Source organism: Acidithiobacillus sp. YTS05 (assembly GCF_024396695.1).
Taxonomy (GTDB): domain Bacteria; phylum Pseudomonadota; class Gammaproteobacteria; order Acidithiobacillales; family Acidithiobacillaceae; genus Igneacidithiobacillus; species Igneacidithiobacillus copahuensis.
Genome location: NZ_CP094359.1, coordinates 805,992 through 828,860, shown reverse-complemented (window position 1 = coordinate 828,860; position 22,869 = coordinate 805,992). Strand labels below are relative to the sequence as shown.

Genomic DNA, 22,869 nt, shown 5'->3' with positions numbered 1-22,869 from the left:
TGTCCCCTGCGCCGAATCTGCCCACATAGCGGCGGTGATTCCTGTTGTCCCTCGGCCCGGCCCAGCAGCCCCCGGCTATCTCGGCTCTGCCCAGCAGCGGGTCCGGGTAGGGTCCAGGTAGGGTCCGGGTTAGGTCCGGGTTGAAACCTGTCGAAAGCCCCAGTAAATACTGGCTGGGTCCGGGTAGTCCGGGTATATTTTAATTATAGGAATAATAAATACTAAATATACAGAGAAAAGAAAGAGGAAAAATACTATATATAAATAAACTTCCCGGCCTAGACCCAGACCCCCCGGACCCCCCCGCCGAAGCCCCAGCCCCGCTGGGCTCCGGCCGGTCCGGGCTCCCGATCTTGGGTGGGCCCCAGTCGGGACCCGGTCCGGGCTGGGCTCCCGATCGTGGCGACTCGTGGGCAGCGGGCGCACGAAAAATGCCCAGCGGCAACCCCGCCGGGCAATCTCTCTACCGCTCGGTCGCCTACCGCTGGGCGGCTCGGCCGCCTATACTTTGGGCAATCTCCAGCAGGGCGTCTCGTACTCCGTCCAGAGTCTCGCCCATCAGGGGGTGGTCGCTGCGCAATGGCTCGCGTAGTCCGTCGATAACTCCGGCCAGTGGTTCGGCAGCCTCCGCAAGTCCCCGCAGGCTCATGGCAATCTCGTCACCAGCCGCCGTAGTAACGTAAGATGCGATCAACGCGGCGCGGGCTTCCGGTGGGTAGTCAGCAAACCGCCTTTCAACAAATTCTGCGGCCTCTTGCATCCAGTCGTGCGCCGTATGTCCGGCCTGTCTCATCAAATCAGTTGCACTAAGCATACTCAACCTCCAATCAGGTTAGCTTGCCGGGCATTACAACGGGGTGCCCGGCACTCCCCGTGCTACTTCAGAACGGCATCGGGTCTCCCCCCTTCGGACATTTTAGGCGCAGTCCGGAGAACAGCATCATCCGCTCCTCGCCCCTGCGCCCTTTCTTGCTGCGAACCTTCGCACTTGTCGCGGCGTACAGCTGGGCAGAGAACGAGTTCAACGCGCCGGGCAGCGATCCGTTGCGATCGCACCATGACCGCCAGCGCCCGAACGCTTCCGCCTTCGGCACCTCCGCGTTTGGGTCTAGCTCGCACTCTTCGCGCAGGAACGTCGCCACCGGCGCGGCCAGTTCGACTAGCTCCTGCGTGGCTTCTATCGAAGAGGGCGGCAGGTCGAAGCGCCCGCGCTCGCGAAGACGCCGCCAGCCTTCGATCGCCCAGTTCAAGATGCCGGGAAGCTCGGCCAGTAGCTTGGTGGTCAGGTCCGGGTCTTCCTTCCCCAAGAAGCTCTGCTCCATCAGCAGCGGCACGAATCGGTTGGCCAGCGCCGGGCTGGCGTCGGAGAATCGCGGCATCAGGTTCGACAGCAGAAGGAATCGCACGGGCAGCACCCCCGTCCACGCGCTCTTGTGCTTGCGGTTAACCGTAACCGTGTCCTCGCCGCTTATGCGCAGCAAGGTTTCCGCGATCGCCGCGAGCCTCGCCGCACGGTCCAGGCGCACGTCGCTTAGGGTCGCAAGCTGTTTGCCCAGTAGGGGCTCCAGGCCGAAGTTCTCGCCGAAGTCGCCCAGCGACGGTGCGCAGACATTCGACGGCCCGACTAGCTCCTTCAGCACGCGCGCAATCGTTCCCTTGCCGGATCGGGTCGGCCCGACTATCAGGAAAATCTTCTGTAGGGACGTATCCGGGATTAGGACATAGCCGAAGATTTCCTGCAGCAGGTCGATGGCTTCCGGTTCTTCCGGCCAAAGCGATTTTAGGAAAGCCAGCCAGCGCTCCGGCGTGGGCGCGTGGGCGTCGTAGTCGAATGCCAGCGCACTGCGCGTAAAGAAGCGCGGCGAGGGCTCTAGCAGCTCGCCGGTCGGCAGGTGTAGCAGCCCGTTACGGCAGGCCATTACCTCCTCGGCGGGCGGCCCCTCGCCCTCCAGCCAGCACGGCGGCACGAAGGAGTCCCTTGGCCGGTGCGCGATGGCCCGCAGCCCGTCAATTACACCACTAACGGCTGCGGGGTTAGGGCGGAAGTCGTCGCCCACTAGCTGCCCGGCCTCCCTCTGCTTCTCGGTCGGCGGTCGCTTCGCCCGCTCTAGGAACTCGTACACGTACTTGCGCACCGTGTCGTCCTCCAGCTCGACGTAGGCGGCGCCGGAGTAATCCAGCCAATCGTCGTTGTAGAGCAAGAGATGGGGACGCTCGTGCTCCAAGAACGCGCGCGCGGACTCCAGCGGGGTGCTCGGGCTTAATAACAGCCCGCCGTGGGCAATCGCCTCGTGGGCCCGCTCGATCTGCCGCCGGGCATACTCCGCCGAGTCTCCTCGCTCAAGTACGCTCTCGGATATGCGGTTGTTCCGGTCGGTAATCGCCGAGAAGATCCCCGCGTCATCGACGCCCGCCCGGATCAGATCGCAGCAGACCCGAAACAGCGCCTCCGATCGGGACGGATACGGGCGGGAGTCGTCGGGATGTTGTCCGTTCGCTATAATAGCCAGCGTGGTGTCGGAGATTTTCTTTCCGTTCTCCGCTGCCCATTCTTCCAGTTCCTCCGTACCCATAGCTGAAGCTGTACTCCGCTCCACCCCCGCTCGGGCGCGTGCCGGCGCGCCAGCGGACGGTGGGCGGCTCCCCGCGGCGGGCGTGGGGAAGTCCTCTAGGCGGTAGCTCTCCGCCGTCTGGTAGACCACTTCGGCCTCCTGCGGCGTTCTTCCCTTCTTCGCCTTCTTTTGGCCCGGCCAGTTCCTCGTCCCCGGCAGGCGCGCTATTCGGTCGACGTTCTGGCAGTGGTCCCCGTCCAGTAGGCGGGCCAGCTCCCCGTTCATTTCCTCCGCTCGGGCGAAGTCGTCAACTCCCAAGGGCTCCGCGAGCCGCCAGAATCCCCAAAAGCCCCCGCCGGAGTCGATAATTAGGGACGGCTGCGGGATGCCCTTGGGTAGTCCGGTAGTCAGCAAGCGAAGGATTCGGGCGCGCTCCGCCTCGATCTCCTCCCCGGCGCGCGGGTCGATGTCCACATATAGCCATTCGACGCGCGCAATGTCCTCCTTCGACGGCTTCTTGCTCATCGGCTTCTCGGTCGGGTTTATGGAGAAATAGACGTTATCGGTCTGGTTCTGGTTCTCGGCCCACGACGCGGCTTGCGCCGCGTCGGTAAAGGTCTTTGCACGCAGCCTCCCGCCGTCGGGCGGAATCGCAGCCAGCAACCAAGGTCCGCCGGGTCGGAAGCGTTTGAGAAACTCCTCGATCATCGCACGCCCTCCTTGCTCAGAAGGTAGTCCTTCAAGGACTGTCCGAACACGAGACGGTGGGCTTCGTCTAGGCGCTTTAGATCATATTCTAGTACCGCCCTCCGCTTCGGGTCCGGGCGGCTAGAGTACTCCAGCGCCTCTAGGACCAGCTCCCTTTCCCGGCACAGTACTTTCTCAATAGCGCAGAAAAAGAGACGCACCAAGATTCCCTCGTCCTTATTGGCGTTGCTGTTTACCCGCAGGTATTCCATCAAGACGTACTCCGGGATGCCTGTTTCTTCGGCCAGCTCCAGCACCGATCCCCCGGACCTCAAGTAGCCCGACACTAGGTGTCTAGCGCTGTCTTGGCCCGTAAGGTCGCGGATATGCTTTGCCAGTTCGGTAAACAGCCCGGTCCGGCTCGTGGGCTCGCCTCGGTCGGCGGCCCACGCTTCCAGATCGGAGCGACGCCAGCCCCTGCCGCCGTCGTATCGGGCAGCCCACGCCGCAAGGTCCGCCTGCCGCCAGCGTGAAACGGCTCTGCCGTGCGGTGCCCAGCGGACGGGCTGGGGAAAGTCGGGGTCCTCCTTATTCCATTTCCATAGGGTCGACGGGGAGATGCCCAGGAAGGCGGCGGCCATTGCGGACGTAAGCAATGGCTCCTCGTCGGTCCGTTCGGACTTTTTAATGTTACGCTCTTGCATGTCTTGGCCCCCCTTACGATTCTTGAAGGGAGTCAACCCACGCGTCGATCTCGTTCAGGTCGTACGCGCTGGCGCTGGGTCCGATCTTGCGCCGCTTCGGAAAGTCGGCGCACTCTTGGCTCCATCGGTAGATTGTTGACACGTGGACGCCAAGATACTTGGCTACTTGGTCAGGCCGGGCATACCGGCGGCCCGTAGTGGTAACAGATTCGTTCGACATTACGCGATCCTCATTCCAAGGTTCGCGCTACCCCCGCAAAAATAAGACGCGGGGAAGCGCAAGCGACGCGCCCAAAGCTGCTGGGCGCTCCTCTTGTCACTTCCCCGCGTCACGCGGTTCTTCAGAAACCTAGGCGAGGATTTCGCATCACGCTGCGAAATTTTTCAGCTCCGCTCCTCGCCCCGGTGTTCCAGCGATCAATTAGGGCCTAATATACTCCCTTATTTTCTCGCGGTAAAGACCAGATAAAAAATACCTTGTCAAAGACCTTTTGTGATCATGATCTTAATTTACTTTTCCCGAATCTGTTTTATGCGTAACTAAGTGATTTCTGTCGCATATTTTATTGGCGGTTTACCTCTAATCGCTTAGACTCAACCGCCGCAATACCTCGCCCAATCGACCATCAGCGCGCGCCTCTTCTGAAGCAAGCTGCCGCGCGCATAGGCGGCTTCCGCCTTGTCGCGGAGCTGGTGGGCAAGGGCATGCTCGATAACCTCGCGCGGATGGTGCGTTGTCTCGCCAGCCCAGTCCCGGAAGGTCGAGCGGAAGCCGTGAACAGTGACGGTCCGGTTGTTTTGCTTTGGGTCGACGTAGTCGCCACCCATCCGCCGGATCACGGCGGTCAGCGTCATGTCCGACAACGCTCCCGCCCCTCGGGATGATGGGAACACGAAGCCGTTGTTCTCAAGGCGCGGGAGTCCAGCCAATAGCGATAACGCCTCCTCGGTCAGCGGCACCTTGTGTTCCTTGCGCATCTTCATACGCTCCGCAGGTATCGTCCAGACGCGCGCCTCAAAGTCGATCTCCTCCCATACCGCCCCCCGAACTTCACCGGACCGCGCAGCGGTCAGAATAGCGAACTCCAGCGCGCGGGCTCCGCTCCCGCCCAGTTTGCGAAGGTGCTTCATAAAGGCGGGGATACGTTCATAAGGCAGCGCCGGGTGGTTGCCGTTGCGCGCTACCTTCGCCGGTTTGGGCAGCATCGTGGCGAGATGCCCGGCCCAGCGCGCCGGATTCAGCCCCTCGCGGTACTTGCGCGCGGTCGCCCAGTCCAGCACGGTTTCGATTCGCCCGCGCAGGCGGCTGGCGGTCTCTGTCTTTTCGTTCCAGATCGGTTCAAGGACGGCCAGAATATGCGGCGTGTCGATGTCGCGCAGGTAGAGCTTGCCGAGAGCTGGGAAGGCATAGGTGGTCAACGTATTTAGCCACTGCTGGGCGTGCTTCGCGTTCTTCCACTCCGGGGATTTCGCCTCAATACACTGTCGCGCGGCCTGCTCAAAGGTTATTTCCGCGGCCTGTCGCGCCAGCAGTGCGGCCCGCGCGGCCCTCCGTTCCTCAACCGGGTCTATCCCTTGGGCGATCTTCTCGCGCAGCGCCCGCGCCTTGTCTCGGGCTTGCTTCAGTGTCACCGCCGGGTATCCCCCCAAGCCGATCTCGCGGCGGCGCTGCTTGCCGTCCGCCGTTTGTCCTACGGTTGCCCGCAGCAGCCACGTCTTCCCCCCGCCCGGTAACACTTGGAGATAGAGTCCGGGCACCCCGCCCACCGGGTGCGCTCCGGGCTCCGCGAGTCGGCGCACTTCTAGGTCAGTCAAGTCTTTGGCTCTTCTCGGCATATGCTACACCCTCCTAAAAACCCGCCTAAGTATAACGCGATTTAGAGAGATGTAGAAAGACCCGGCGAGAAGAAGATGAACACCAAGACGCTGTTTTTACTTGTTTATTCGTAGCTTTGTAAGACCTAGCGAGAACATATCAGAGAATAAAAAGGCGGACACCGCCTCCGCCACTACTCAATATCCCAGTTTTCGGCCGAGGATCAGCAGATCTCTTGTCTCGCCGTCGAGCCGAGCGACTTCCGGCAGGCTCCCCCATTCGGCAAACGCAAACTTCTTGAATAGCCGCACACTCGCCTGATTTTCCGCGAAGATGAATCCGAGCAATGTGGAAATGCCCAGTGCCGGGGCAGCATGGATCGCGTGTTCCATCAGGATGCTGGCCTGCCCTTTTCCTCGCTCCTCCTCCCGAACATAGATGGCAACCTCCACAGTAGCAGCATAGGCCGGGCGTCCGTAAAAATCGGATAGGCTTAGCCAGGCAGCGATTCCGGTATCACTCTGCAGTACCCAAATCGGACGTCGATTGGGGTCATGGGCCTGAAACCAAGGGATTCGACTCGCAACCGTTACCGGGTCGGTATCGGCCGTAACAATGCGAGAGGCAATAGTGGAGTTATAGATGGTAACGATCTCCGGCAAGTCCTCCAGAGTCGCCAAGCGTAGCCGACTTTCCATTACTTCCTAGCACTCCCGGGCCGGCGCACGCGCAGGGTCTGAAATTGTCGGTACAGGACGCGTCCCTGCCCTCCTTGCGGGTGGCGGTTTACGTGGCGCAGTTCGGTCCAGTCCACTTCCGCGCTCAGGGCCTGCGAATCGCTATGCTGCAAGGCAATTTCGGCTGCGGTGCGCAATACCTCGGGAGGGACGGTCTGCTGGGGATGAGAGCGGCGGATCAGCACATGACTGCCCTGCAGATCCTGCACGTGCAGCCACAGATCCTGCGACCGTCCCAATCGAAACGTCAGGTATTCGTTGGCGCGCGCGTTTTTTCCCCAGAGGATGGTAAAGCCCTCCACTACCCGCTCTTCGATGCCTTGCAAATGCGTTTGCGCCGGCTGCTTTTTGCCGGGAGTGGATACGCTGGGCGGGACAGGGAGCCGATTGGGCAAGGCGGCCAGCGCCTTTTCCACCGCGGCAATCTCTGCGCGGATGCGTTGCTCTGCGCGCTGCGCCCGCTGTGCACGCCGGAGGAGTTCGCGCGCGTGGTCGTGGAGGGATTTTCCCGCAGGGATATCCAATTCTATCTGGCCGACGCCATCGGGACGGTACTCGGGTGCCTGCAACACGCCGCCCGGATGTATACGATCGGGCAAGGTGAAGAGCGCGGTCGCCTCGCGGCGATCCTCCGCCGGCGTGCTCTGCCAACGCAACAGATCGGCCTGCAGCCGCTGCAGGCGACGCTGTAAGCGCCGCTCCTCCCGCTGCCGCGCCTGTTCTACCGCCGCGGCTTCCGGTGCGCGACTGGCAGCCTGTGGCTCCTGCCAATGCGTGGCCGCACGGACCGGCAGGGCGACTGCCACTGGCTCAACAGCAAGGGGATAGGGTTCCCACCCCGATGACTGCCACCAGTCGGCACAAGCGGGGCCGTGCAGGACATTATCGATCCGCGCCGGGCCATCACCACCGCTCAGAGCCTCGCGGCGGGCCGGATGCAGCAAAAAAACGGGATTTTCCATCGCGTCCCAGCGCGACGTTGCGGCAGGCGGCCGGTACCTAGCTTGCGGCAGAATCCGCCCTGCCCCCTGATCGAGAGAATCCCAGCGCGAAGCCCAGTGGATCTGCTCTCTTTCGTCCAGCAGGAGCAACGCACCCTGGCCACCAAAACACTCGGCCAGCAGCTGCCAATGGCGTTCCTGCCGATCGAGGCCGGTATGACGGAACTGCAGGCTCAGTATACGGTCGGCCCAGGGGACTTCGATGGCAAGCAGACGGAAACCGGCAAGCTTTTGCCCCAACAGGGCCGCCGGGCCGGCGGGTTTAGGAACTGCGGATGCTGCCTCGCTCCAGTACAGGCCCAGGGGCGACGCCTGGTAGGCCAGATGCAGGCGCTTGCGGGCAAAATACAGTACCGCCGTGCCACGCTCTGCGGCGATACCCCGCACGCTCTGCTGCGCGAAATCCTCCTGCAGACAGCGGGCCGCGGCAAAGAGCTGCAGGGTGTCCACCGGCTACGACCGTGTCTGTAACACGCCCGCCGTCTGCAGGTAGTACCAGAGAGCATCGAGGGCATCGACATCCTTGGCCTGACTGGTATCCAGACGCAGCTCCGGCGTCTCCGGTTCTTCGTAGGGGTCGCTCACCCCGGTAAACGCGGCAATTTCGCCACGCTGGGCGCGGGCATAGAGACCTTTGGGATCGCGTTGCGCGCAAACGGCAAGTGGCGTCGCCACATGCACCTCGACAAAGAGTCCGCCGGCCTCTTCCACCAGTCTGCGTGCCTCAGCACGGGCATGCCGATAGGGCGAGATGGCGGCAACCAGGGCGATACCGCCATGACGGGCGATGAGGCTCGCCACAAAGCCGATACGGTGGATGTTTTCGTCACGGTCTTCGCGGCTGAACCCCAGCCCCTTGGAGAGAAAACGGCGTACAACATCGCCATCGAGCAGGGTCACCGCGCGCGAATCGTGGCTTTCCAGACGGCGCGCCAGCATTCCCGCCAGAGTGCTTTTGCCGCTGGCGGAGAGCCCGGTAAACCAGACCACCAGTCCACGCCGGTCGGCACCGCGATAGGCCTGACGCAGGATACGGATGACCTCAGGGGGGGAAAACCATTCCGGGATTTCTTCATTGGCCGCCAGACGCCGCCGCAACTCCGTGCCCGACAACTCGGCCAGGCGCTCGCCATTAGCCTCGGCCCGTGGCACATAGGCGCGACGTTTGGCGGAGTAGGCGTACTCTGGCAGGAGGACGGGCACAATGCCCAGGTCGCTCCGATGCTCTTCCAGCAGCTCCTGCGCGGCAAAGGGGGGATACCAGCTCCCCTGCTCCGGGTGCCCCGGGTCGGCATGGGCGCGCCCGACAACGAAGTGGGTGGCGCCATGATTGCGACGGATCAGCGCATGCCAAAGCGCCTCGCGCGGGCCGGCCATGCGCATCGCCAAGGGTAGCGGGGAGAGCAACACCCGTTGCGCCGGATAATGGGGCAGCACGGCGCGATAGGCGCGCATGCGCGCCGCCGCATCCACATCGCCGGGCTTGGTCGGGCCGATGGCCGGATGCAGCAGCAGACGGGCCTCCTCCCCCAACTCCGCCAGCGCCGCCTGGGTGATGGCGATATGCGCACGGTGCAAGGGGTTTCTGGTCTGGAAGGCAAGCAGGGGGCGCCCCGTCGCCAGCTCGCGGATTTCTTCGGGATAGCGGTATTCCGGGGGGAACTCCACCGCTGCAGCGCGCCGCAGCGCGCCCTCTTCCCAGGGCTCCACGGTGCCAGCAACATTCCACGGAGGTAAATCGAGAATCTGCGCCACCCCGGGATGCCTGCGGTCGTCGCTGCCATAGACCAGCAACGCCTCCCGTCGGCGGTCGGGACGGTAACATTCGCTTACCCGCAATCGCGCCAGAGGCGTACCGTCTTCCCGGTCGAGGCGCAGTGTTGCTCCCGCTTCCAGACTCTGCGCTAGGTGATCGCTTAGTTCGAGGGTGATGGGAATGGGCCAGAGGCTGCCGTCGGGCAGGCGCATTTGCGTCAGCACCGACTCCCAGCTTGCCTGATCCATAAAGCCCCGCAGAGGTGCGAAGGCGCCATTGAGCAGCAACTCTACGTCGCAGCGCTGGCGCGCGCTCAATACCTGTACGGCTACGTCGCTACTCATGATGCGGTCTGCAAGGGAAAGAGAGGGAGATGCGCCAGCGACAGCAAGGGTTCCGCCAGTTGTGGTCGCTCCCCTTCGGTGCAGATCGTCGCCACGGCGGCAATCCGCGCCCGCGCCTCGACCATCAGAGCACGCATGGCCTCCAGCGTCGAACCGGTACTGATCACGTCGTCCACAAGTACCACTGACCGACCCGCAAGCAGCTTGCGGTCCTTGGCATCAAGATACAGGGTCTGCGGCTTGCCGGTGGTGATCGACAGGGTCGAAGCCTGTAACGCATCCCCCATATAGGACTTGTACGTCTTGCGCAACACCACGTAGGGCTTCTGCGTCCGTAAGGAAAGTGCGTAGGCCAACGGAATGCTCTTCGCCTCAGCAGTGACCAGAGCCACGTATTCGTGGGCGTCCAACTCTTTGCTCAGGGCATCGGCCGCGGCTTCGCAGAGTTCTGTGTCACCCAGGATGTTGAGTACGGCAATCGCTAGTTCCGGGCTGACGGCAAAGAGCGGGAGATCGCGCTGCACCGCGCCGATGCGCAAGCTGTGACTTTCCTGAGGGAGGGAATTCTGCATTGAGGGCCTATCCTGTTCGCTTTTGGAGAGCGCCAGTTTGCCACGACTGACCACACTGCCCAAGCATTCGCTTGTTTCCATCCATTTCTCCTCATGGCTATTGCACAACTCTCGTTCCAGGTATATCCTTCACTCATTCCATCGCCCCTGGCGATGTGGACGTAACGCTCCCTCCATCAGGAGGTTTGGGTACGACAGGTTTCCTGATCGTACCTTTTTTATTTCATCGTCCCGCGGACGACAGGCAGACAAGAGGTCACATGGGCGGTATCACAAGGGCTCTCATCAGCGTTTCCGACAAAACCGGCGTGGTAGAATTTGCGCGCGGCCTGGCCGCCCACGGGGTAGAACTCCTTTCTACCGGCGGCACTGCCCGCCTGCTGCGGGAAGCCGGCCTGACCGTCATCGAAGTTGCCGACTACACCGGTTTTCCGGAAATGCTCGAGGGCCGGCTGAAGACCTTGCACCCCAAAATTCATGGTGGCCTGCTGGCCCGCCGCGATGATCCGCAGCATCAGGAGGACATGCGCCGCGAGGGCATTCCGCCCATCGACCTGCTCTGCGTCAATCTCTATCCCTTCGAGGCGACCATCGCCCGGCCCGATGTCACCCTGGAGGAAGCCATCGAACAGATCGATATTGGCGGCCCCACCATGCTGCGTGCCGGCGCCAAGAATTGGGAAGGGGTGACTGTAGTGGTCGACCCTGCAGACTACCAAGCGGTGCTGCGGGAAATGGAACAGAGCCGCGGTGGCGTGGGGGCCAGTCTGCGCTTCCGTCTGGCGGTCAAGGTCTTTGCCCATACCGCCCGCTATGACGGCCTGATTGCCAGTCACCTCTCCCGCCATCTCGACGATCCCGAGGAAGCGGATGTGTTTCCGCGCATCCTGACCCTGCAGCTCGAACAGAAACAGGGACTGCGCTATGGCGAAAACCCCCACCAGCAGGCGGCTTTTTATGCCGATGCCAGCGGCTCCGGTCTGGCCCATGCCCAGCAGTTGCAGGGCAAGGAGCTCTCCTACAACAATCTGGGCGACAGCGACGCTGCGGTCAATCTGGTGCTCGAATTTGCCGAACCCGCCTGCGCCATCATCAAACATGGCAATCCTTGCGGTGCCGCCATCGGTCGGGATGCCGCCGACGCCTTCGCCCGCGCCTGGTCCGCCGACCCGGTATCCGCCTTTGGCAGCGTCATTGCCTGCAATCGCAGCATCGATGCAGTGCTTGCCCAGGCGATGACGGAGTCTTTTATTGAGGTCGTTCTCGCCTCGGAAGTCACGCCCGAGGCAGCAGACATCCTGGCGCGCAAGAAAAATCTCCGTGTGCTCGCCTTTGGCGATCCGCAGCAATGGCGCCAGGCCAATGCCTGGGACTTCAAACGGGTACGTGGCGGTTTATTGCTGCAGGACTTTGATGATCTCGTCGAGGACGAGGGTCAGTGGCGGGTGGTGACGGTACGCGAACCCAGCAGCGACGAATATCGCGATCTCCGCTTTGCCTGGAAAATTGCCAAACATGTGCGCTCCAATGCCATTGTCTACGCCAACGCTGGACGCACCCTGGGGGTGGGAGCCGGGCAGATGAGTCGTGTGGATGCTGCCCGCTGCGGTGCTGCCAAAGCGGAAGAACTGGGGTTTTCGCTGCAGGGAGCGGCTCTGGCCTCGGATGCCTTTTTCCCCTTCCGTGATGGAGTGGATGCCGCCGCTACGGCGGGCGTCAAGGCGATCATCCAGCCCGGCGGCTCGATTCGCGATGAAGAGGTCATCGCCAGTGCCAACGAACATGGCATAGCGATGGTCTTCACCAGCGTGCGCCACTTCCGGCATGGCTGAGAAGGAGATGGCAATGCAGAAGATCATGGTATTGGGGGGGGGCGGTCGTGAGCATGCCATCGCCTGGAAACTGGCACAGTCCGCCGAGGTGGCGGAAGTCATTTGCGTTCCTGGCAACCCGGGTACCGCAGAGGAGCCCAAGTGCCGTAATCTCGATCTATCGCCGGTAATCAGCGCCGATGTCGTGGCCGCAGCGCATGCGGCCGGCGTGTCATTGGTGGTGATCGGGCCGGAAGCCCCTCTGGTGGCCGGCGTGGCCGATGCCCTGCGGCGCAGCGGCATCGCGGTCTTTGGCCCCAACGCTGCAGCGGCGCGCCTGGAAGGAAGCAAGGCCTTCGCCAAAGAGTTCATGGAGCGCCACGGCATCCCCACCGCCGCCTATGGCCGCTTCACCGCCTTTGGCCCCGGACAGGAGTTTCTGCAGACCTGTGCCCTGCCCATTGTCGTCAAGGCCGATGGCCTGGCGAGCGGCAAGGGTGTTGTCATCGCCCAGACCCGCGCGGAGGCCGAGGAAGCGCTGCAGCGTTTCCTCGCCTGGGGTCCGGTCCTGCTGGAGGAATTTCTCGAGGGGGAGGAGGCCAGCTTCATTGCCATCCTCAGTGACGGGCAGGTACTGCCTCTGGCCGGCTCACAGGATCACAAGCGTCTGCGCGATGGCGATGAGGGACCGAACACCGGCGGCATGGGGGCCTACTCCCCTACCCCGGTCCTGGACACGGCAATGAGCGAACGGGTGCGCCGCGAGATCATGCAGCCCATGGCCCGCGCCCTGCAGCAGGAGGGTCTGAGTTACCGTGGCTTTCTCTATGCTGGTCTGATGATGACCGCAAGCGGCCCGAAGGTGCTGGAATTCAACTGCCGTCTCGGCGATCCGGAAACCCAACCCCTACTTTTTCGCCTGCGCTCGGATCTGTACCCGGTCCTGCAGGCTGCGGCCTCTGCCGATCCTCTCCCCGCCACTCTCGACTGGGACCCGCGCACCGCCCTCTGTGTGGTCCTTGCCGCGCCTGGCTATCCCGATGCGGTGCAAAGTGGTAGCGTCATCCTCGGGTTGCCACAGGCCGAGGCTGAGAATGGCAAGGTCTTCCACGCCGGCACACGCCGTCAGGATGGCGGCATCGTTACCGCTGGCGGACGGGTCCTGGGCGTAACCACCCTGGGCGACAGCGTTGCGCAGGCGCAGCAGCGCGCCTATGCCCTGGCGGCCAGGATTCGCTGGCCCGGCAAGCAATTGCGCCAGGACATCGGCTGGCGCGCGCGTAATCGCGCCTGACGCGGGATATGCTACCGCGCAGCCCACGCCGCCAGGATCTGCGCCGGGCCGTGGCCTGTCTGCGTAGCGGTGGGATACTCGCCTACCCTACCGAAGGGGTCTGGGGCCTCGGTTGCGATCCCCGGCAATTGCGCGCCTTCCGCAAGATTCTGCAAGCCAAGCGACGGCCGCAGAAAAAAGGGGTCCTGCTCATCACCGGGCAGGAACGGCACGCCCGCAAGTATTACCAGGATGGACTGCCGCTGGCCCTGAACCCAGCCAGCTATTGGCCAGGCACTACCCTGGTCCTGCCCGCCCGTGCCGATTGTCCGCGGTGGATTCGCGGCCGGCATAGCGGCATCGCTTTGCGCGTCAGCGCCCACCCTGGGGTGCAACGTCTCAGTGCGGCATTTGGCGGTGCGATTGTTTCCACCAGCGCCAATCCCGCAGGCAAGAAACCCGCGCGCTCCTTGCGCGCGGTGCAACGGTACTTTGGGCGCCGGATAACGGTGCTCCCTGCACGGCTCGGGGGCGCCCGTCGCCCCAGCCGCATTCTCGATGCCCGGAGTGGCAAAGTGCTCAGGAGTGGCTGATGACAACCCCGCAACTCGATGACTTGGAAAGATTTTTGCTGAACCTGCAGGAGGAGATCTGTACCCAGCTGGCGGCAGCGGATGGTGTCGCGCAGTTCCGCGAGGATCGTTGGGAGCGTGCCGAAGGCGGCGGTGGCCGTACCCGGGTGATCAGTGACGGCGATCTCTTCGAAAAAGGCGGGGTCAATTTTTCCCGCGTCTCTGGGGCACAGCTACCGCCATCGGCCACGGCCAATCGTCCCCAGATCGCCGGCAAGCCCTTCCATGCCCTGGGCGTATCCCTGGTGCTGCATCCGCGCAATCCCTATGTACCCATCGTGCACATGAATTACCGCTTCTTTCAGGCAGGAGATGTCTGGTGGTTTGGCGGTGGTGCCGATCTCACGCCCATCTATGGCTTTGCGGAAGATGCCGAGCATTTTCACCGTACCCTCAAAAGCGCCTGCGATCGGCACGATTCCACCTTTTACCCACGCTTCAAGGCATGGTGTGATGAGTACTTTACCATTCGCCACCGCAACGAAATGCGCGGGGTGGGCGGTATCTTTTTCGACGACCTGCAGGGGGACGGCGCTGCCTTACAGGCCTTTTGGGAAGATGTCGCGCGCAGCTTCCTGCCGAGTTACCTGCCGATTACCGCGCGCCGCCGGGACCTACCCTATGGCGGACGGGAGCGACAGTTTCAGTTGCTGCGCCGGGGGCGCTACGTGGAATTCAATCTGGTCTACGATCGCGGCACCCTCTTCGGCCTACAGTCGGGGGGGCGCACAGAAAGCATCCTGATGTCCCTGCCACCGCTCGCCGCCTGGGAATATGACTGGCAGGGCGAGCCGGGTAGCCCGGAAGCACGCCTCAAGGAGGAGTTTCTCACGCCGCAGGCCTGGGCATGATCGAGGCCCTGCTACGCAGCATCCTCTTTCAGCAGGACCCCGAACGGGCGCACGAGTGGACCTTGCGCGCCCTGGAGACCCTGGGCCGCATGCCGCGAACCCGCGCGCACCTCTGGCCGGCATCCGCCGTCAACGAAATGTTGCGCCAGACACTCTGGGGGCTCGACTTTGCCCATCCCCTTGGTCTCGCGGCGGGCTTCGACAAGGACGCCCGCGCCCTGCCCGCCCTGGCGGCCATGGGTTTTGCCTTTCTCGAAATTGGTACGGTCACACCGCTGCCGCAGGCAGGGAACCCTCGGCCCCGCCTCTTTCGCTACCCGCAGGAACAGGCAGTGATCAACCGCATGGGCTTTCCCAGCAGCGGCATGGAAGCGGTGGCTGAGAACATCCGCAGCGCCAAACCGCTGTCGGTGCCCCTCGGGATCAATCTGGGAAAAAACAAAGATACGGAACTGGAGAACGCGGTCGAGGATTACGCAAAGGTCCTCGGCTGCCTGGCACCCTACGCGGATTATCTAGTGCTCAATGTCAGCTCCCCCAACACTCCAGGTCTGCGTCAACTGCAACAACTGGAGTATCTGCGCCCCCTGCTCCAGCGCCTGCAGGAGCTTCGTCGCGAGGCGCCGGGCCCGCAGGCGCCAGCGCCCTTGCTGCTGAAGATTGCCCCGGATCTGGAGGACGAGAGTATCGCTGCGCTCGGCGCCCTGGCCCTGGCAGACGAGCCGCTGCTGGATGGCTTCATCGTTGGCAATACCACCCTGTCGCGCCCAGCCCAATGGCCTCATCCCGAGCAGGCCGGCGGATTGAGTGGCGCGCCTCTGCGCGATCTGGCGACGCAGGTGGTGGCGAAGATCTACCGGGCCAGTCGGGGCAGATTGCCGATCATTGGCGTGGGCGGGATCTTCTCGGCGGCGGACGCCTACGCCAAGATTCTCGCCGGGGCCACTCTAGTACAGAGCTATAGCGGCTGGATCTGGGGCGGTAGCCAAATGCTGCGCACCTTCCCCGAAGAACTCACGACGCTGTTGCGTCGTGACGGCTTTGCCAACATTTCTGCAGCAGTGGGTCAGGATTCGCAATGAGCAGAAATTTACTGTAGTGGGATCGTCTGCTGTTCTTGGGGAGCGGGGGCTGCTGGGGCCGGTGCCGCAGGTGGCGTGACCGATGCTGGCGCCTGCGCCGTGGGTTGCATGCCGAGCTGGCTGGCTAACGCTCGCTGGAAGTCCAGGGAGACCGTCTTGTCGCCAAAGGTGCCAACGCGGATATTGACCTTGCTCACATCGGTGGCCATGGAGGTGATATTCACCTTTACCCGTTGCGCCTTGGCATCACTGCCCTCGATCATGACTTCGCTAGGCGTTTTCTGGATCATCCCCTGGTACTGGATACCGACCTGGGAAAAGGCGGCCTGCGTCGCTTGGGAAGCCCGCGCCACAGACACCGGATAATAGGCGTAATAGTTCGCCACTCCGCCATTTTCCACGTAGGTAACCGCTCCCGCCCCGGCACCAGCGCCCAGCAGGGCAACACAGCCACTCAGGGGCACCGCAGCAGCGATGGTGGCCAGGGCCAGCCAACGATAAGGCATGATTTTTTGCACGATTCGGTCTCCGCAGACAACGATATGGGCACAAAAAAGCCCGGATAATCCGGGCTTTTTCTCAACATGGTACCGAGAGTCGGAGTCGAACCGACACGGTGTCACCACCACCGGATTTTGAGTCCGGCGCGTCTACCAATTCCGCCATCCCGGCTTACATAGTCAACGATAATAGCAAGACCAGGATGTTCCGTACAAGCACAGACAGACGCGTGGCAATTCAGGCATCATGATAGAGATCGCAACAGATGGGATAAGCGCCATGAAAGACGAAAGACTCTGCCTTGCGGACCTTGCGAATTTTCCCGACGAAGCCGCCAAGGTGCAGGAAGCGCTCGCTACCCTGCGGCAAGCTTACTCTGGCGATCAGGAAACAGAGCTGCGCCTGCAGCGCCTGCTTGTCGCCAGCCCCTTCGCCCGCCGCCTACTGGAGCACCAGCCCGTCCTGATGGCACAACTGGCCGCCCCACCCTCGTCCCTCGCCTGGTCGGCGGAGATGCCCGAAGACGAGTTCCTGGCGCTCCTGCGCCGGCACCGACAGCTGCGCATGTTGCAGATCCTCTGGCAGGACCTGCGCGGCCCCGACGCCCTCGACGAAACCCTGCTCGCCTTGAGCAATCTCGCAGAGGAGTCCCTGCAGGCTGCCCTCGCCTATGGGCAAGAGGCCCTGCAAAAACGCCATGGGAGTCCCCGTGATGAAGCCGGCGCCAGCGTCCCTTTCGTGATTTTTGGCATGGGCAAACTGGGCGGCAGGGAACTCAATCTCTCTTCTGACATCGACCTGCTCTTTGTCTATGGCGCGTCCGGCGCAAGCGACGGCCCCCTGCCCCTCGACAATCCCAGCTATTTTCAGCGTCTGGGGCAATGGGTGATTCGCGCCTTGGCAGAACTGCGGGCCGAGGGCTTTGTCTTTCGCGTGGACATGCGCCTGCGCCCCTTCGGCGATGCCGGCCCCCTCTGCGTGACGGGAGACGCCCTGGAGCAGTATTACCATCACCATGGCCGCAGCTGGGAGCGCTATGCCTTGCTCAAGGCCCGCCCAGTGGCCGGGGATCTGGCTTTTGGCGAGGAAATCCTGGAACGCCTGCAACCCTTTCTCTACCGACGCTATCTGGACTTTACCGCCCTCGCTGGCCTGCGCCGTGTCAAGGCCTTGATGGATGCAGAGCAGGGACAGGCCAGCCAGGACATCAAGAAGGGGCTCGGCGGCATCCGCGAAATCGAGTTCATCGTGCAGTCATTGCAGCTGATTCACGGCGGACGCCTCCCCGCCCTACGCGAACGCAATACCCTGCAAGGCCTCGAAAATCTTTGCGCTGCGGGTCTGTTAGAAAAGGATACGGTGGTAATTCTACGCAAGTATTATCGTCTCTGGCGCCGGGTGGAGCATGCCCTGCAAATGATCGAAGATCGTCAGACCCAACGGCTTCCGACAGAGGCCCTGGACTGGCAACGTCTCGCTTGTGCACTGGAATTCGCCCAACCCGAGAGCCTGCAAACAGAAATTACACACGGACGCCAGCAGGTGCACGAAATATTCGTGCAAACGCTACCCGACGCAGCAGCAAACGATGAGGAAGATCCGGCGCAGATCACCTGGCTCGCAGCCCGTCATGCCATTGACGAGACCATCCCGCTCGCTTGGAGCGCCCTTCTTCCGGCGGCAGAGGCCCAGGAGAGTTGGCTGGAGCTGCGCCGTTTTGCCCGCAGTCGGCGGGTCCTGCAGCTTTCCCAGCGCGGACAGGCGCGGCTCGACGCCCTGCTGCCGGCCATTCTGCGGCGTCTGGCCCAGGGCGCAGCGGCCGGTGAGCGGCTGCATCGCTACCTACAGCTTCTCGATGCACTCTTGGGACAGGCGCAATACCTCGCGCTCCTGGCAGAAAATCCCCATTGGCTGGAACGCCTCGAAGACTTTCTGGAAAGCCCTTGGCTGACCCAGGAACTGATCCGTTTTCCTTCTTTGTTGGAAGATGTACTGTGCGGGCGCTCCGCGGCGGCACGCGACTGGCCGAAGCTCTTCACACAGGATCTGGATCGTGATCTGGAAGAGGGGATGGATCTGCTGCGGCGTTTCAAGAATACCGAGATGTTGTTGATGGCGAGTGCCTTCTGGTCCGGCAAAACGGATGTTCTTGGGCTTTTGCCGGAGCTTAGCGAGCTGGCGACATTCTGTTTGCAGACCGCGCTGCCATGGGCAGTTGCAGCCATGCAGCAGCAACATGGGGGCCTTCCAGGCTATGCGGAGCCCCCTTTCGCGGTCATCGCCTACGGAAAGCTGGGCGGCAGAGAAATGGGTCTCGCCTCCGATCTCGATCTGGTGTTTCTCTACGATGCACCAGCAGAATTAGAAAGCGATGGACGGATTCCCCTCAACGCTGCCGCCTGGTTTGCCCGCCTCGGACAAAAGTTCATTCATATTCTCACGATCCTGACGCGCGCCGGCACCCTCTATGAAATCGACATGCGTCTGCGCCCGAGCGGGCAGTCCGGCCCCCTGGTGAGTTCCCTACCAGCTTTTCTCAAATACCAGCGCGAGTCGGCCTGGACCTGGGAGCATCAGGCCCTCACCCGTGCCCGCTTCCTGGCTGGGGATGCGCAACTGGGGCAGAAATTTACCGCGTTGCGCGAAGAGATTCTGCTGCGTCACCGAAATCCGCAGGTGCTGGCTGGGGAGATTCGCGATATGCGCCAGCGCATTGCGCGGGAAAAGCCGATTGGCAAAGATCATTTTCATCTGAAGCTGAGCCCCGGCGGCTTGCTGGATATCGAATTTCTCGTACAGTTTGCTATTCTTGCCAATTCTGCGGAGAATCCCGCTTTGCTGCTGCCAACCGGAACGCGCGAGGCCCTGCTGGCGCTGGGCAAGTCGGGACTTTGGGAAGCGAGAGCCGTGGAAGACTTGGTGGATGCGTGGTGTGTCCTGCGCGATGCAGAAAACCGCCGCCGGCTGCGTCTGCAGGCGCCCCTGCTGGCCCCTGGCGACCCGCAGCTGACCTCTTTGCGCAACACCGCACGGCAGGTGCAAGAATGGACGATACGACTGGGCTTGGGGCCCCTTGAGGAGTAAACGATGTCAATGGCAGATCGCGATGGTTTCATTTGGTTTGATGGCAAGCTCGTTCCCTGGCGCGAAGCCACGGTGCATGGCTTGACCCATTCCCTGCATTACGGGCTGGGTTGCTTTGAAGGGGAACGGGCCTATGCCACGGAGCGCGGGGCCGCAATCTTCCGTTTGCCAGAGCACACCAAACGTCTCTTCAACAGTGCGAAGATCCTGCAAATGGACGTCTCGTTTACCCCGGAAGAGATCAACGAGGCAACCAAGGAAGTCATCCGCGCCAATGGCCTGGAATCGGCCTATATCCGCCCGCTCTTTTTTTACGGCGCGGAAGGCATGGGACTGGCCGCCAAGGGCCTCAAGGTGCATGCCCTGATTGCCGCCTGGCCCTGGGGCAGTTACCTGGGACAGGAGGCACTGGAGCGGGGCATTCGCGTCAAGGTCAGTTCCTTCAGTCGCCATCATGTCAATATTCATCTGTGCAAGGCCAAGGCCAGCGGCAACTACATGAACTCCATGCTGGCCCATCGCGAGGCGCACAATGGCGGCTACGACGAGGCCCTGCTCCTCGACCGCGAGGGCTATGTGGCGGAAGGTTCCGGCGAGAACGTCTTCATGGTACGCGACGGGATCCTCTATACCCCTACCCTCACCAGCGCTCTGGAGGGCATCACCCGCGATACGATTCTCCGCTTTGCCAGCGATGCCGGCATCCCGATCATCGAGAAACAGCTCACCCGTGATGAATTCTACATTGCCGACGAGGCCTTCTTTACCGGTACTGCAGCAGAGGTGACCCCCATCCGCGAAATCGACGACCGCAAGATCGGCAACGGACGGCGTGGCCCGATCACGGAAGCCCTGCAGAGCCGCTACTTCGATACCGTAGCGGGACGTCGCAACGATCATCCTGAGTGGCTGCACTATGTCGACTGAAACCGGCCAGCGCGACTCCCAGGGAATCCACTGCTGCGCGCAGAGTTTCGTCGAGATCGATCCCAGTGAGCTGCCGCTGGCCTGCCCGCGTCCGCAGGGCGGGGCGTGGAACGGTCACCCGCGGGTCTTTCTCAAAATCGAGGAGACCGGCGAGGCACGTTGCCCGTACTGCGGCACGCTGTATTTGCTGAAAGGTGGCCCGCTCGCCAAGAGCGGGCACTAGCAGGCGCGAATTACTGGCTGGAAGGTCTATCCAGCCAGTGCAGAAAGGCATCTGGTCCCAAATAGCCTTCCTGCACCGCGGCCACCCGTCCGTTGCTGTCGATGTGAATGAAGGCGGGGGGCCCTGCCAGTTGATAGCGTTTCAGCAAGGCCTGGCTATCGGCATCGCTGGCCGTGACATCCACACGAATGAGCGTATAGCCACGCAACGCCTTTTCCACTGCCGGATCACGAAAGGCAATCTTGTCCATACGCGCGCATTCCACGCACCAACTCGCCCAATAGTCCACCAGCACCGGTTTGCCCCGAGCGGTCTGCAGGGCTGCCTGCAAGGCTGCAGGACTCTTGACCATCTGAAAGGATAATTCGGCAGCATGGTGACTGGTTGCCGGGCCAGAAGTCATTACCGCCAACGGATGCAGGGGGTCAGACTGCCCCTGCAACGCTCCCACGCCCATGACCAGTCCATAGGCCAGCAGGGCAACACCCAGAGCCTTGCGAAACAGACTCCAGCCCCCTGCCGGTGCCGGCTCAAGGGCGCGCAGGTAGACCCCGGAAAAAATGGCCAGCAAGGCCCAGAGCAGCAAGGTAACGCTGCCGGGAAGGATGCGGCTCAGGAACCAGATCGCCACCCCCAGCATCAAGACCCCAAAAATCGCCTTGATGCCATCCATCCAGGCGCCGGCCTTGGGCAAAAAATGCCCGGCAGAAGTGCCGATGACCAGCAGTGGTACCCCCATCCCCAGACTCAGCGCGAACAGGGCCAGGGCACCGAGCAACACATTTCCGGTTTGCGACACGAAGAGGAGACCGCCCGCCAGCGGTGCTGCCACACACGGGCCGACAATCAGCGCCGACAGAATCCCCATAACGAAGCTGCTGAAGAGATGTTCCCCCTTGCCAACGCGGGACAGCCGACTCTGGATGGCGTTCGGCATCTGTAGGTCATAAAAGCCGAACATCGACAATGCCAGCAGCAAGAAAATCAGGGCAAAGATACCGATCACCCAGGGACTTTGGAAAAAGGCCTGCAAATAGGCACCCGTCAAGGCCGCCGCAATGCCGGCAATGGTGTAGGTCAGGGCCATACCCAAAACATAGGCCAGCGACAGGGCAAAGGCGCGGGTGCGTCCCGGTCGCTCTTTTTGCCCGACAATGATGCCGGACAGGATCGGGATCATCGGAAACACGCAAGGCGTAAAGGCCAGACCCAGCCCCGATACAAAAAACAGGACCAGGGTCCAGCCAAAGCTTTCCCGCAAGGAACTGGCGAGGCTCTGGGCATTGCTCTGCGGGGCCTTTGCCGGATGCAGCAAGGATACGCTGGTCGCTGCACGACTGCTGGAAGAAGCCAACGGTGCACTCTCGGCAAGCAGTTTGGGGGCAAGAGAAACAGTGATGGTCTTTTTTTGCTGCGGATAGCAGATCCCAGCGTTGGCGCAACCCTGAAATTCGCTGGTGACCTGGATCTCCTTCGGAGCATTTCCGACAATGCTATAAGGCAAGAGGATACGATTATCCCCTTCCAGCACCTGCACCTTGCCAAAGGCCGGATCATCGAGCAGCTTGCCCGGCGGCAGTTGCAGTTTCCCCATCTGGACATTGCTGGGCGCCAGTTGCACTCGGACCCTGGAGCGATAGAGATGATAGCCAGGCGCTACCTGCCATTCGAGGGCCAAGCGTCCTGCACCAGCACTCTCGGCAGAAAAGCGGAAGGCCTGATCGGGCGAAAGAAATTGTCCCGCCCAGGCCGCGCTGCCCCAAAGCGCGCAGAAAAGCACCAGCAGGGCCAATACAGCCGCTCTCAGACGATCTCGATGCTCCCACCAGGATCTGTGCCATCCGCTTGATTTCCCAACTCTCATGCACCGCTCCCCAGTTTGATGAATCGTGTCATCCCTTATCCCTAGCAAGACTCAGACCGTACTCACCCACGCAGCACGTTATTTATCCAGTCACTATAGGAGGCCAGCGCCGCAGTTACGGGCAGTGCCAGGATTTCCGGGACGTCGTAGGGATGCAACGCTAACAGGCGCTGCTCCAGATCGGAGTAGTGGCTCGCGAGCGTCTTACAAAGCAGCAGCCTTTCTGCCGCGACTTGCACCTGCCCCGCCCAGAAAAATACCGACTGCATGGGCGCCAAGACCTGGACACAGGCCGCCAGTCTCTCCTCTATCAGAGTCCCGGCAAACCGCACGGCATCGGCCTCTTCCGGCAGCGAACAGAACACCACGATCATTTCTTCTGTCATACCCTGCTCCATCCAGATTGGCTGAGCTCAGTGCAGCATAGCAGAAGAGGAGCGGGCAAATCGCGA

20 protein-coding genes and 1 tRNA gene are annotated in these 22,869 nt (G+C 62.2%); 8 read left to right on the top strand and 13 right to left on the bottom strand.

All coding sequences use genetic code 11. From position 1 onward, the window contains the following. Window positions 1–478 precede the first annotated feature (478 nt). From MQE22_RS04145 to MQE22_RS04110, 9 genes are all read right to left on the bottom strand, one after another. Entirely contained in the window at window positions 479–814 is a 336-nt protein-coding gene (locus tag MQE22_RS04145) for a hypothetical protein (RefSeq protein WP_255790150.1), read from the bottom strand. A 67-nt stretch (window positions 815–881) separates the two neighbouring features. Then, window positions 882–3,260, bottom strand: a complete 2,379-nt coding sequence (locus MQE22_RS04140; protein ID WP_255790148.1) for a DNA primase family protein — start codon at window positions 3,258–3,260, stop codon at window positions 882–884. Then, the gene (locus MQE22_RS04135; RefSeq protein WP_255790146.1) at window positions 3,257–3,943 is read right to left on the bottom strand and encodes a helix-turn-helix transcriptional regulator; all 687 of its coding nucleotides are present in this window, start codon (window positions 3,941–3,943) and stop codon (window positions 3,257–3,259) included. Before MQE22_RS04135 ends, MQE22_RS04140 begins: the two co-directional genes overlap by 4 nt. 13 nt (window positions 3,944–3,956) lie before the next feature. Continuing rightward, window positions 3,957–4,163, bottom strand: a complete 207-nt coding sequence (locus tag MQE22_RS13795; RefSeq protein ID WP_480082240.1) for a helix-turn-helix transcriptional regulator — start codon at window positions 4,161–4,163, stop codon at window positions 3,957–3,959. A 374-nt stretch (window positions 4,164–4,537) separates the two neighbouring features. Beyond that, window positions 4,538–5,779: a tyrosine-type recombinase/integrase gene (locus MQE22_RS04130; RefSeq protein ID WP_255790144.1), complete on the bottom strand. Its 1,242-nt coding sequence runs from the start codon at window positions 5,777–5,779 to the stop codon at window positions 4,538–4,540. A gap of 177 nt (window positions 5,780–5,956) precedes the next feature. Continuing rightward, entirely contained in the window at window positions 5,957–6,457 is a 501-nt protein-coding gene (locus MQE22_RS04125) for a GNAT family N-acetyltransferase (protein WP_215871725.1), read from the bottom strand. Next, window positions 6,457–7,947, bottom strand: coding sequence for an NFACT RNA binding domain-containing protein (locus MQE22_RS04120; protein ID WP_215871724.1), 1,491 nt, complete (start codon window positions 7,945–7,947; stop codon window positions 6,457–6,459). Before MQE22_RS04120 ends, MQE22_RS04125 begins: the two co-directional genes overlap by 1 nt. A 3-nt stretch (window positions 7,948–7,950) precedes the next feature. Beyond that, entirely contained in the window at window positions 7,951–9,597 is a 1,647-nt protein-coding gene (gene sat / locus MQE22_RS04115) for a sulfate adenylyltransferase (protein WP_215871723.1), read from the bottom strand. Further along, complete coding sequence (locus tag MQE22_RS04110; protein WP_226826945.1) at window positions 9,594–10,250, bottom strand: phosphoribosyltransferase family protein; 657 nt, start codon at window positions 10,248–10,250, stop codon at window positions 9,594–9,596. The genes sat and MQE22_RS04110 overlap by 4 nt, the downstream gene beginning before the upstream one ends. A gap of 179 nt (window positions 10,251–10,429) precedes the next feature. Between MQE22_RS04110 and purH the strand changes: the two genes are divergently transcribed. The 5 genes from purH to MQE22_RS04085 are packed head-to-tail and all read left to right on the top strand — an operon-like array spanning window position 10,430 to window position 15,818. After that, window positions 10,430–12,001: a bifunctional phosphoribosylaminoimidazolecarboxamide formyltransferase/IMP cyclohydrolase gene (purH, locus tag MQE22_RS04105; RefSeq protein WP_215871722.1), complete on the top strand. Its 1,572-nt coding sequence runs from the start codon at window positions 10,430–10,432 to the stop codon at window positions 11,999–12,001. Window positions 12,002–12,014: 13 nt separating this feature from the next. Then, window positions 12,015–13,274 (top strand): phosphoribosylamine--glycine ligase, encoded by a 1,260-nt coding sequence (purD, locus tag MQE22_RS04100; RefSeq protein ID WP_215871721.1) that lies wholly within the window; start codon window positions 12,015–12,017, stop codon window positions 13,272–13,274. Window positions 13,275–13,282: 8 nt separating this feature from the next. Continuing rightward, window positions 13,283–13,846, top strand: coding sequence for an L-threonylcarbamoyladenylate synthase (locus MQE22_RS04095; RefSeq protein ID WP_215871720.1), 564 nt, complete (start codon window positions 13,283–13,285; stop codon window positions 13,844–13,846). Beyond that, complete coding sequence (hemF, locus tag MQE22_RS04090; protein ID WP_215871719.1) at window positions 13,846–14,736, top strand: oxygen-dependent coproporphyrinogen oxidase; 891 nt, start codon at window positions 13,846–13,848, stop codon at window positions 14,734–14,736. The genes MQE22_RS04095 and hemF overlap by 1 nt, the downstream gene beginning before the upstream one ends. Further along, window positions 14,733–15,818 carry a quinone-dependent dihydroorotate dehydrogenase gene (locus MQE22_RS04085; RefSeq protein WP_215871718.1) on the top strand — a complete coding sequence of 362 codons (1,086 nt, stop codon included), beginning with the start codon at window positions 14,733–14,735 and terminating at the stop codon, window positions 15,816–15,818. Before hemF ends, MQE22_RS04085 begins: the two co-directional genes overlap by 4 nt. Before the next feature lie 8 nt (window positions 15,819–15,826). Here MQE22_RS04085 and MQE22_RS04080 read toward each other — a convergent pair whose 3' ends face one another. Together MQE22_RS04080 and MQE22_RS04075 are read right to left on the bottom strand one after the other, a co-directional pair. Next, window positions 15,827–16,336 carry a DUF3568 family protein gene (locus MQE22_RS04080; RefSeq protein ID WP_255790141.1) on the bottom strand — a complete coding sequence of 170 codons (510 nt, stop codon included), beginning with the start codon at window positions 16,334–16,336 and terminating at the stop codon, window positions 15,827–15,829. Between the two features lie 67 nt (window positions 16,337–16,403). Beyond that, window positions 16,404–16,490, bottom strand: a tRNA-Leu gene (locus tag MQE22_RS04075). Window positions 16,491–16,598: 108 nt separating this feature from the next. Between MQE22_RS04075 and glnE the strand changes: the two genes are divergently transcribed. From glnE to MQE22_RS04060, 3 genes are read left to right on the top strand one after another with little or no spacing between them, the layout of a single operon-like run. Then, on the top strand, window positions 16,599–19,403 hold the full coding sequence (gene glnE / locus MQE22_RS04070) for a bifunctional [glutamate--ammonia ligase]-adenylyl-L-tyrosine phosphorylase/[glutamate--ammonia-ligase] adenylyltransferase (RefSeq protein ID WP_215871717.1): 2,805 nt from the start codon (window positions 16,599–16,601) through the stop codon (window positions 19,401–19,403). A gap of 3 nt (window positions 19,404–19,406) precedes the next feature. Then, complete coding sequence (locus MQE22_RS04065) at window positions 19,407–20,330, top strand: branched-chain amino acid transaminase (RefSeq protein WP_215871716.1); 924 nt, start codon at window positions 19,407–19,409, stop codon at window positions 20,328–20,330. Beyond that, the gene (locus MQE22_RS04060) at window positions 20,320–20,553 is read left to right on the top strand and encodes a zinc-finger domain-containing protein (RefSeq protein ID WP_215871715.1); all 234 of its coding nucleotides are present in this window, start codon (window positions 20,320–20,322) and stop codon (window positions 20,551–20,553) included. Before MQE22_RS04065 ends, MQE22_RS04060 begins: the two co-directional genes overlap by 11 nt. Window positions 20,554–20,563: 10 nt before the next feature. Here the strand turns inward: MQE22_RS04060 and dsbD are convergent, their stop codons facing one another. Beyond that, window positions 20,564–22,345 (bottom strand): protein-disulfide reductase DsbD, encoded by a 1,782-nt coding sequence (gene dsbD, locus MQE22_RS04055; RefSeq protein ID WP_226826947.1) that lies wholly within the window; start codon window positions 22,343–22,345, stop codon window positions 20,564–20,566. A 134-nt stretch (window positions 22,346–22,479) separates the two neighbouring features. Further along, window positions 22,480–22,803 (bottom strand): divalent-cation tolerance protein CutA, encoded by a 324-nt coding sequence (gene cutA, locus MQE22_RS04050; protein WP_215871713.1) that lies wholly within the window; start codon window positions 22,801–22,803, stop codon window positions 22,480–22,482. Window positions 22,804–22,869: the final 66 nt, after the last annotated feature.

Coding starts and splice junctions, on each gene's coding strand:
- MQE22_RS13795 (WP_480082240.1), bottom strand. CDS start 4,163: ATGTCGAACGAATCTGTTACCACTACGGGCCGCCGGTATGCCCGGCCT.
- MQE22_RS04125 (WP_215871725.1), bottom strand. CDS start 6,457: ATGGAAAGTCGGCTACGCTTGGCGACTCTGGAGGACTTGCCGGAGATC.
- hemF (WP_215871719.1), top strand. CDS start 13,846: ATGACAACCCCGCAACTCGATGACTTGGAAAGATTTTTGCTGAACCTG.
- sat (WP_215871723.1), bottom strand. CDS start 9,597: ATGAGTAGCGACGTAGCCGTACAGGTATTGAGCGCGCGCCAGCGCTGC.
- MQE22_RS04145 (WP_255790150.1), bottom strand. CDS start 814: ATGCTTAGTGCAACTGATTTGATGAGACAGGCCGGACATACGGCGCAC.
- MQE22_RS04065 (WP_215871716.1), top strand. CDS start 19,407: ATGTCAATGGCAGATCGCGATGGTTTCATTTGGTTTGATGGCAAGCTC.
- cutA (WP_215871713.1), bottom strand. CDS start 22,803: ATGACAGAAGAAATGATCGTGGTGTTCTGTTCGCTGCCGGAAGAGGCC.
- glnE (WP_215871717.1), top strand. CDS start 16,599: ATGAAAGACGAAAGACTCTGCCTTGCGGACCTTGCGAATTTTCCCGAC.
- MQE22_RS04135 (WP_255790146.1), bottom strand. CDS start 3,943: ATGCAAGAGCGTAACATTAAAAAGTCCGAACGGACCGACGAGGAGCCA.
- MQE22_RS04085 (WP_215871718.1), top strand. CDS start 14,733: ATGATCGAGGCCCTGCTACGCAGCATCCTCTTTCAGCAGGACCCCGAA.
- purD (WP_215871721.1), top strand. CDS start 12,015: ATGCAGAAGATCATGGTATTGGGGGGGGGCGGTCGTGAGCATGCCATC.
- MQE22_RS04130 (WP_255790144.1), bottom strand. CDS start 5,779: ATGCCGAGAAGAGCCAAAGACTTGACTGACCTAGAAGTGCGCCGACTC.
- MQE22_RS04110 (WP_226826945.1), bottom strand. CDS start 10,250: ATGGAAACAAGCGAATGCTTGGGCAGTGTGGTCAGTCGTGGCAAACTG.
- purH (WP_215871722.1), top strand. CDS start 10,430: ATGGGCGGTATCACAAGGGCTCTCATCAGCGTTTCCGACAAAACCGGC.
- MQE22_RS04140 (WP_255790148.1), bottom strand. CDS start 3,260: ATGATCGAGGAGTTTCTCAAACGCTTCCGACCCGGCGGACCTTGGTTG.
- MQE22_RS04060 (WP_215871715.1), top strand. CDS start 20,320: ATGTCGACTGAAACCGGCCAGCGCGACTCCCAGGGAATCCACTGCTGC.
- MQE22_RS04095 (WP_215871720.1), top strand. CDS start 13,283: ATGCTACCGCGCAGCCCACGCCGCCAGGATCTGCGCCGGGCCGTGGCC.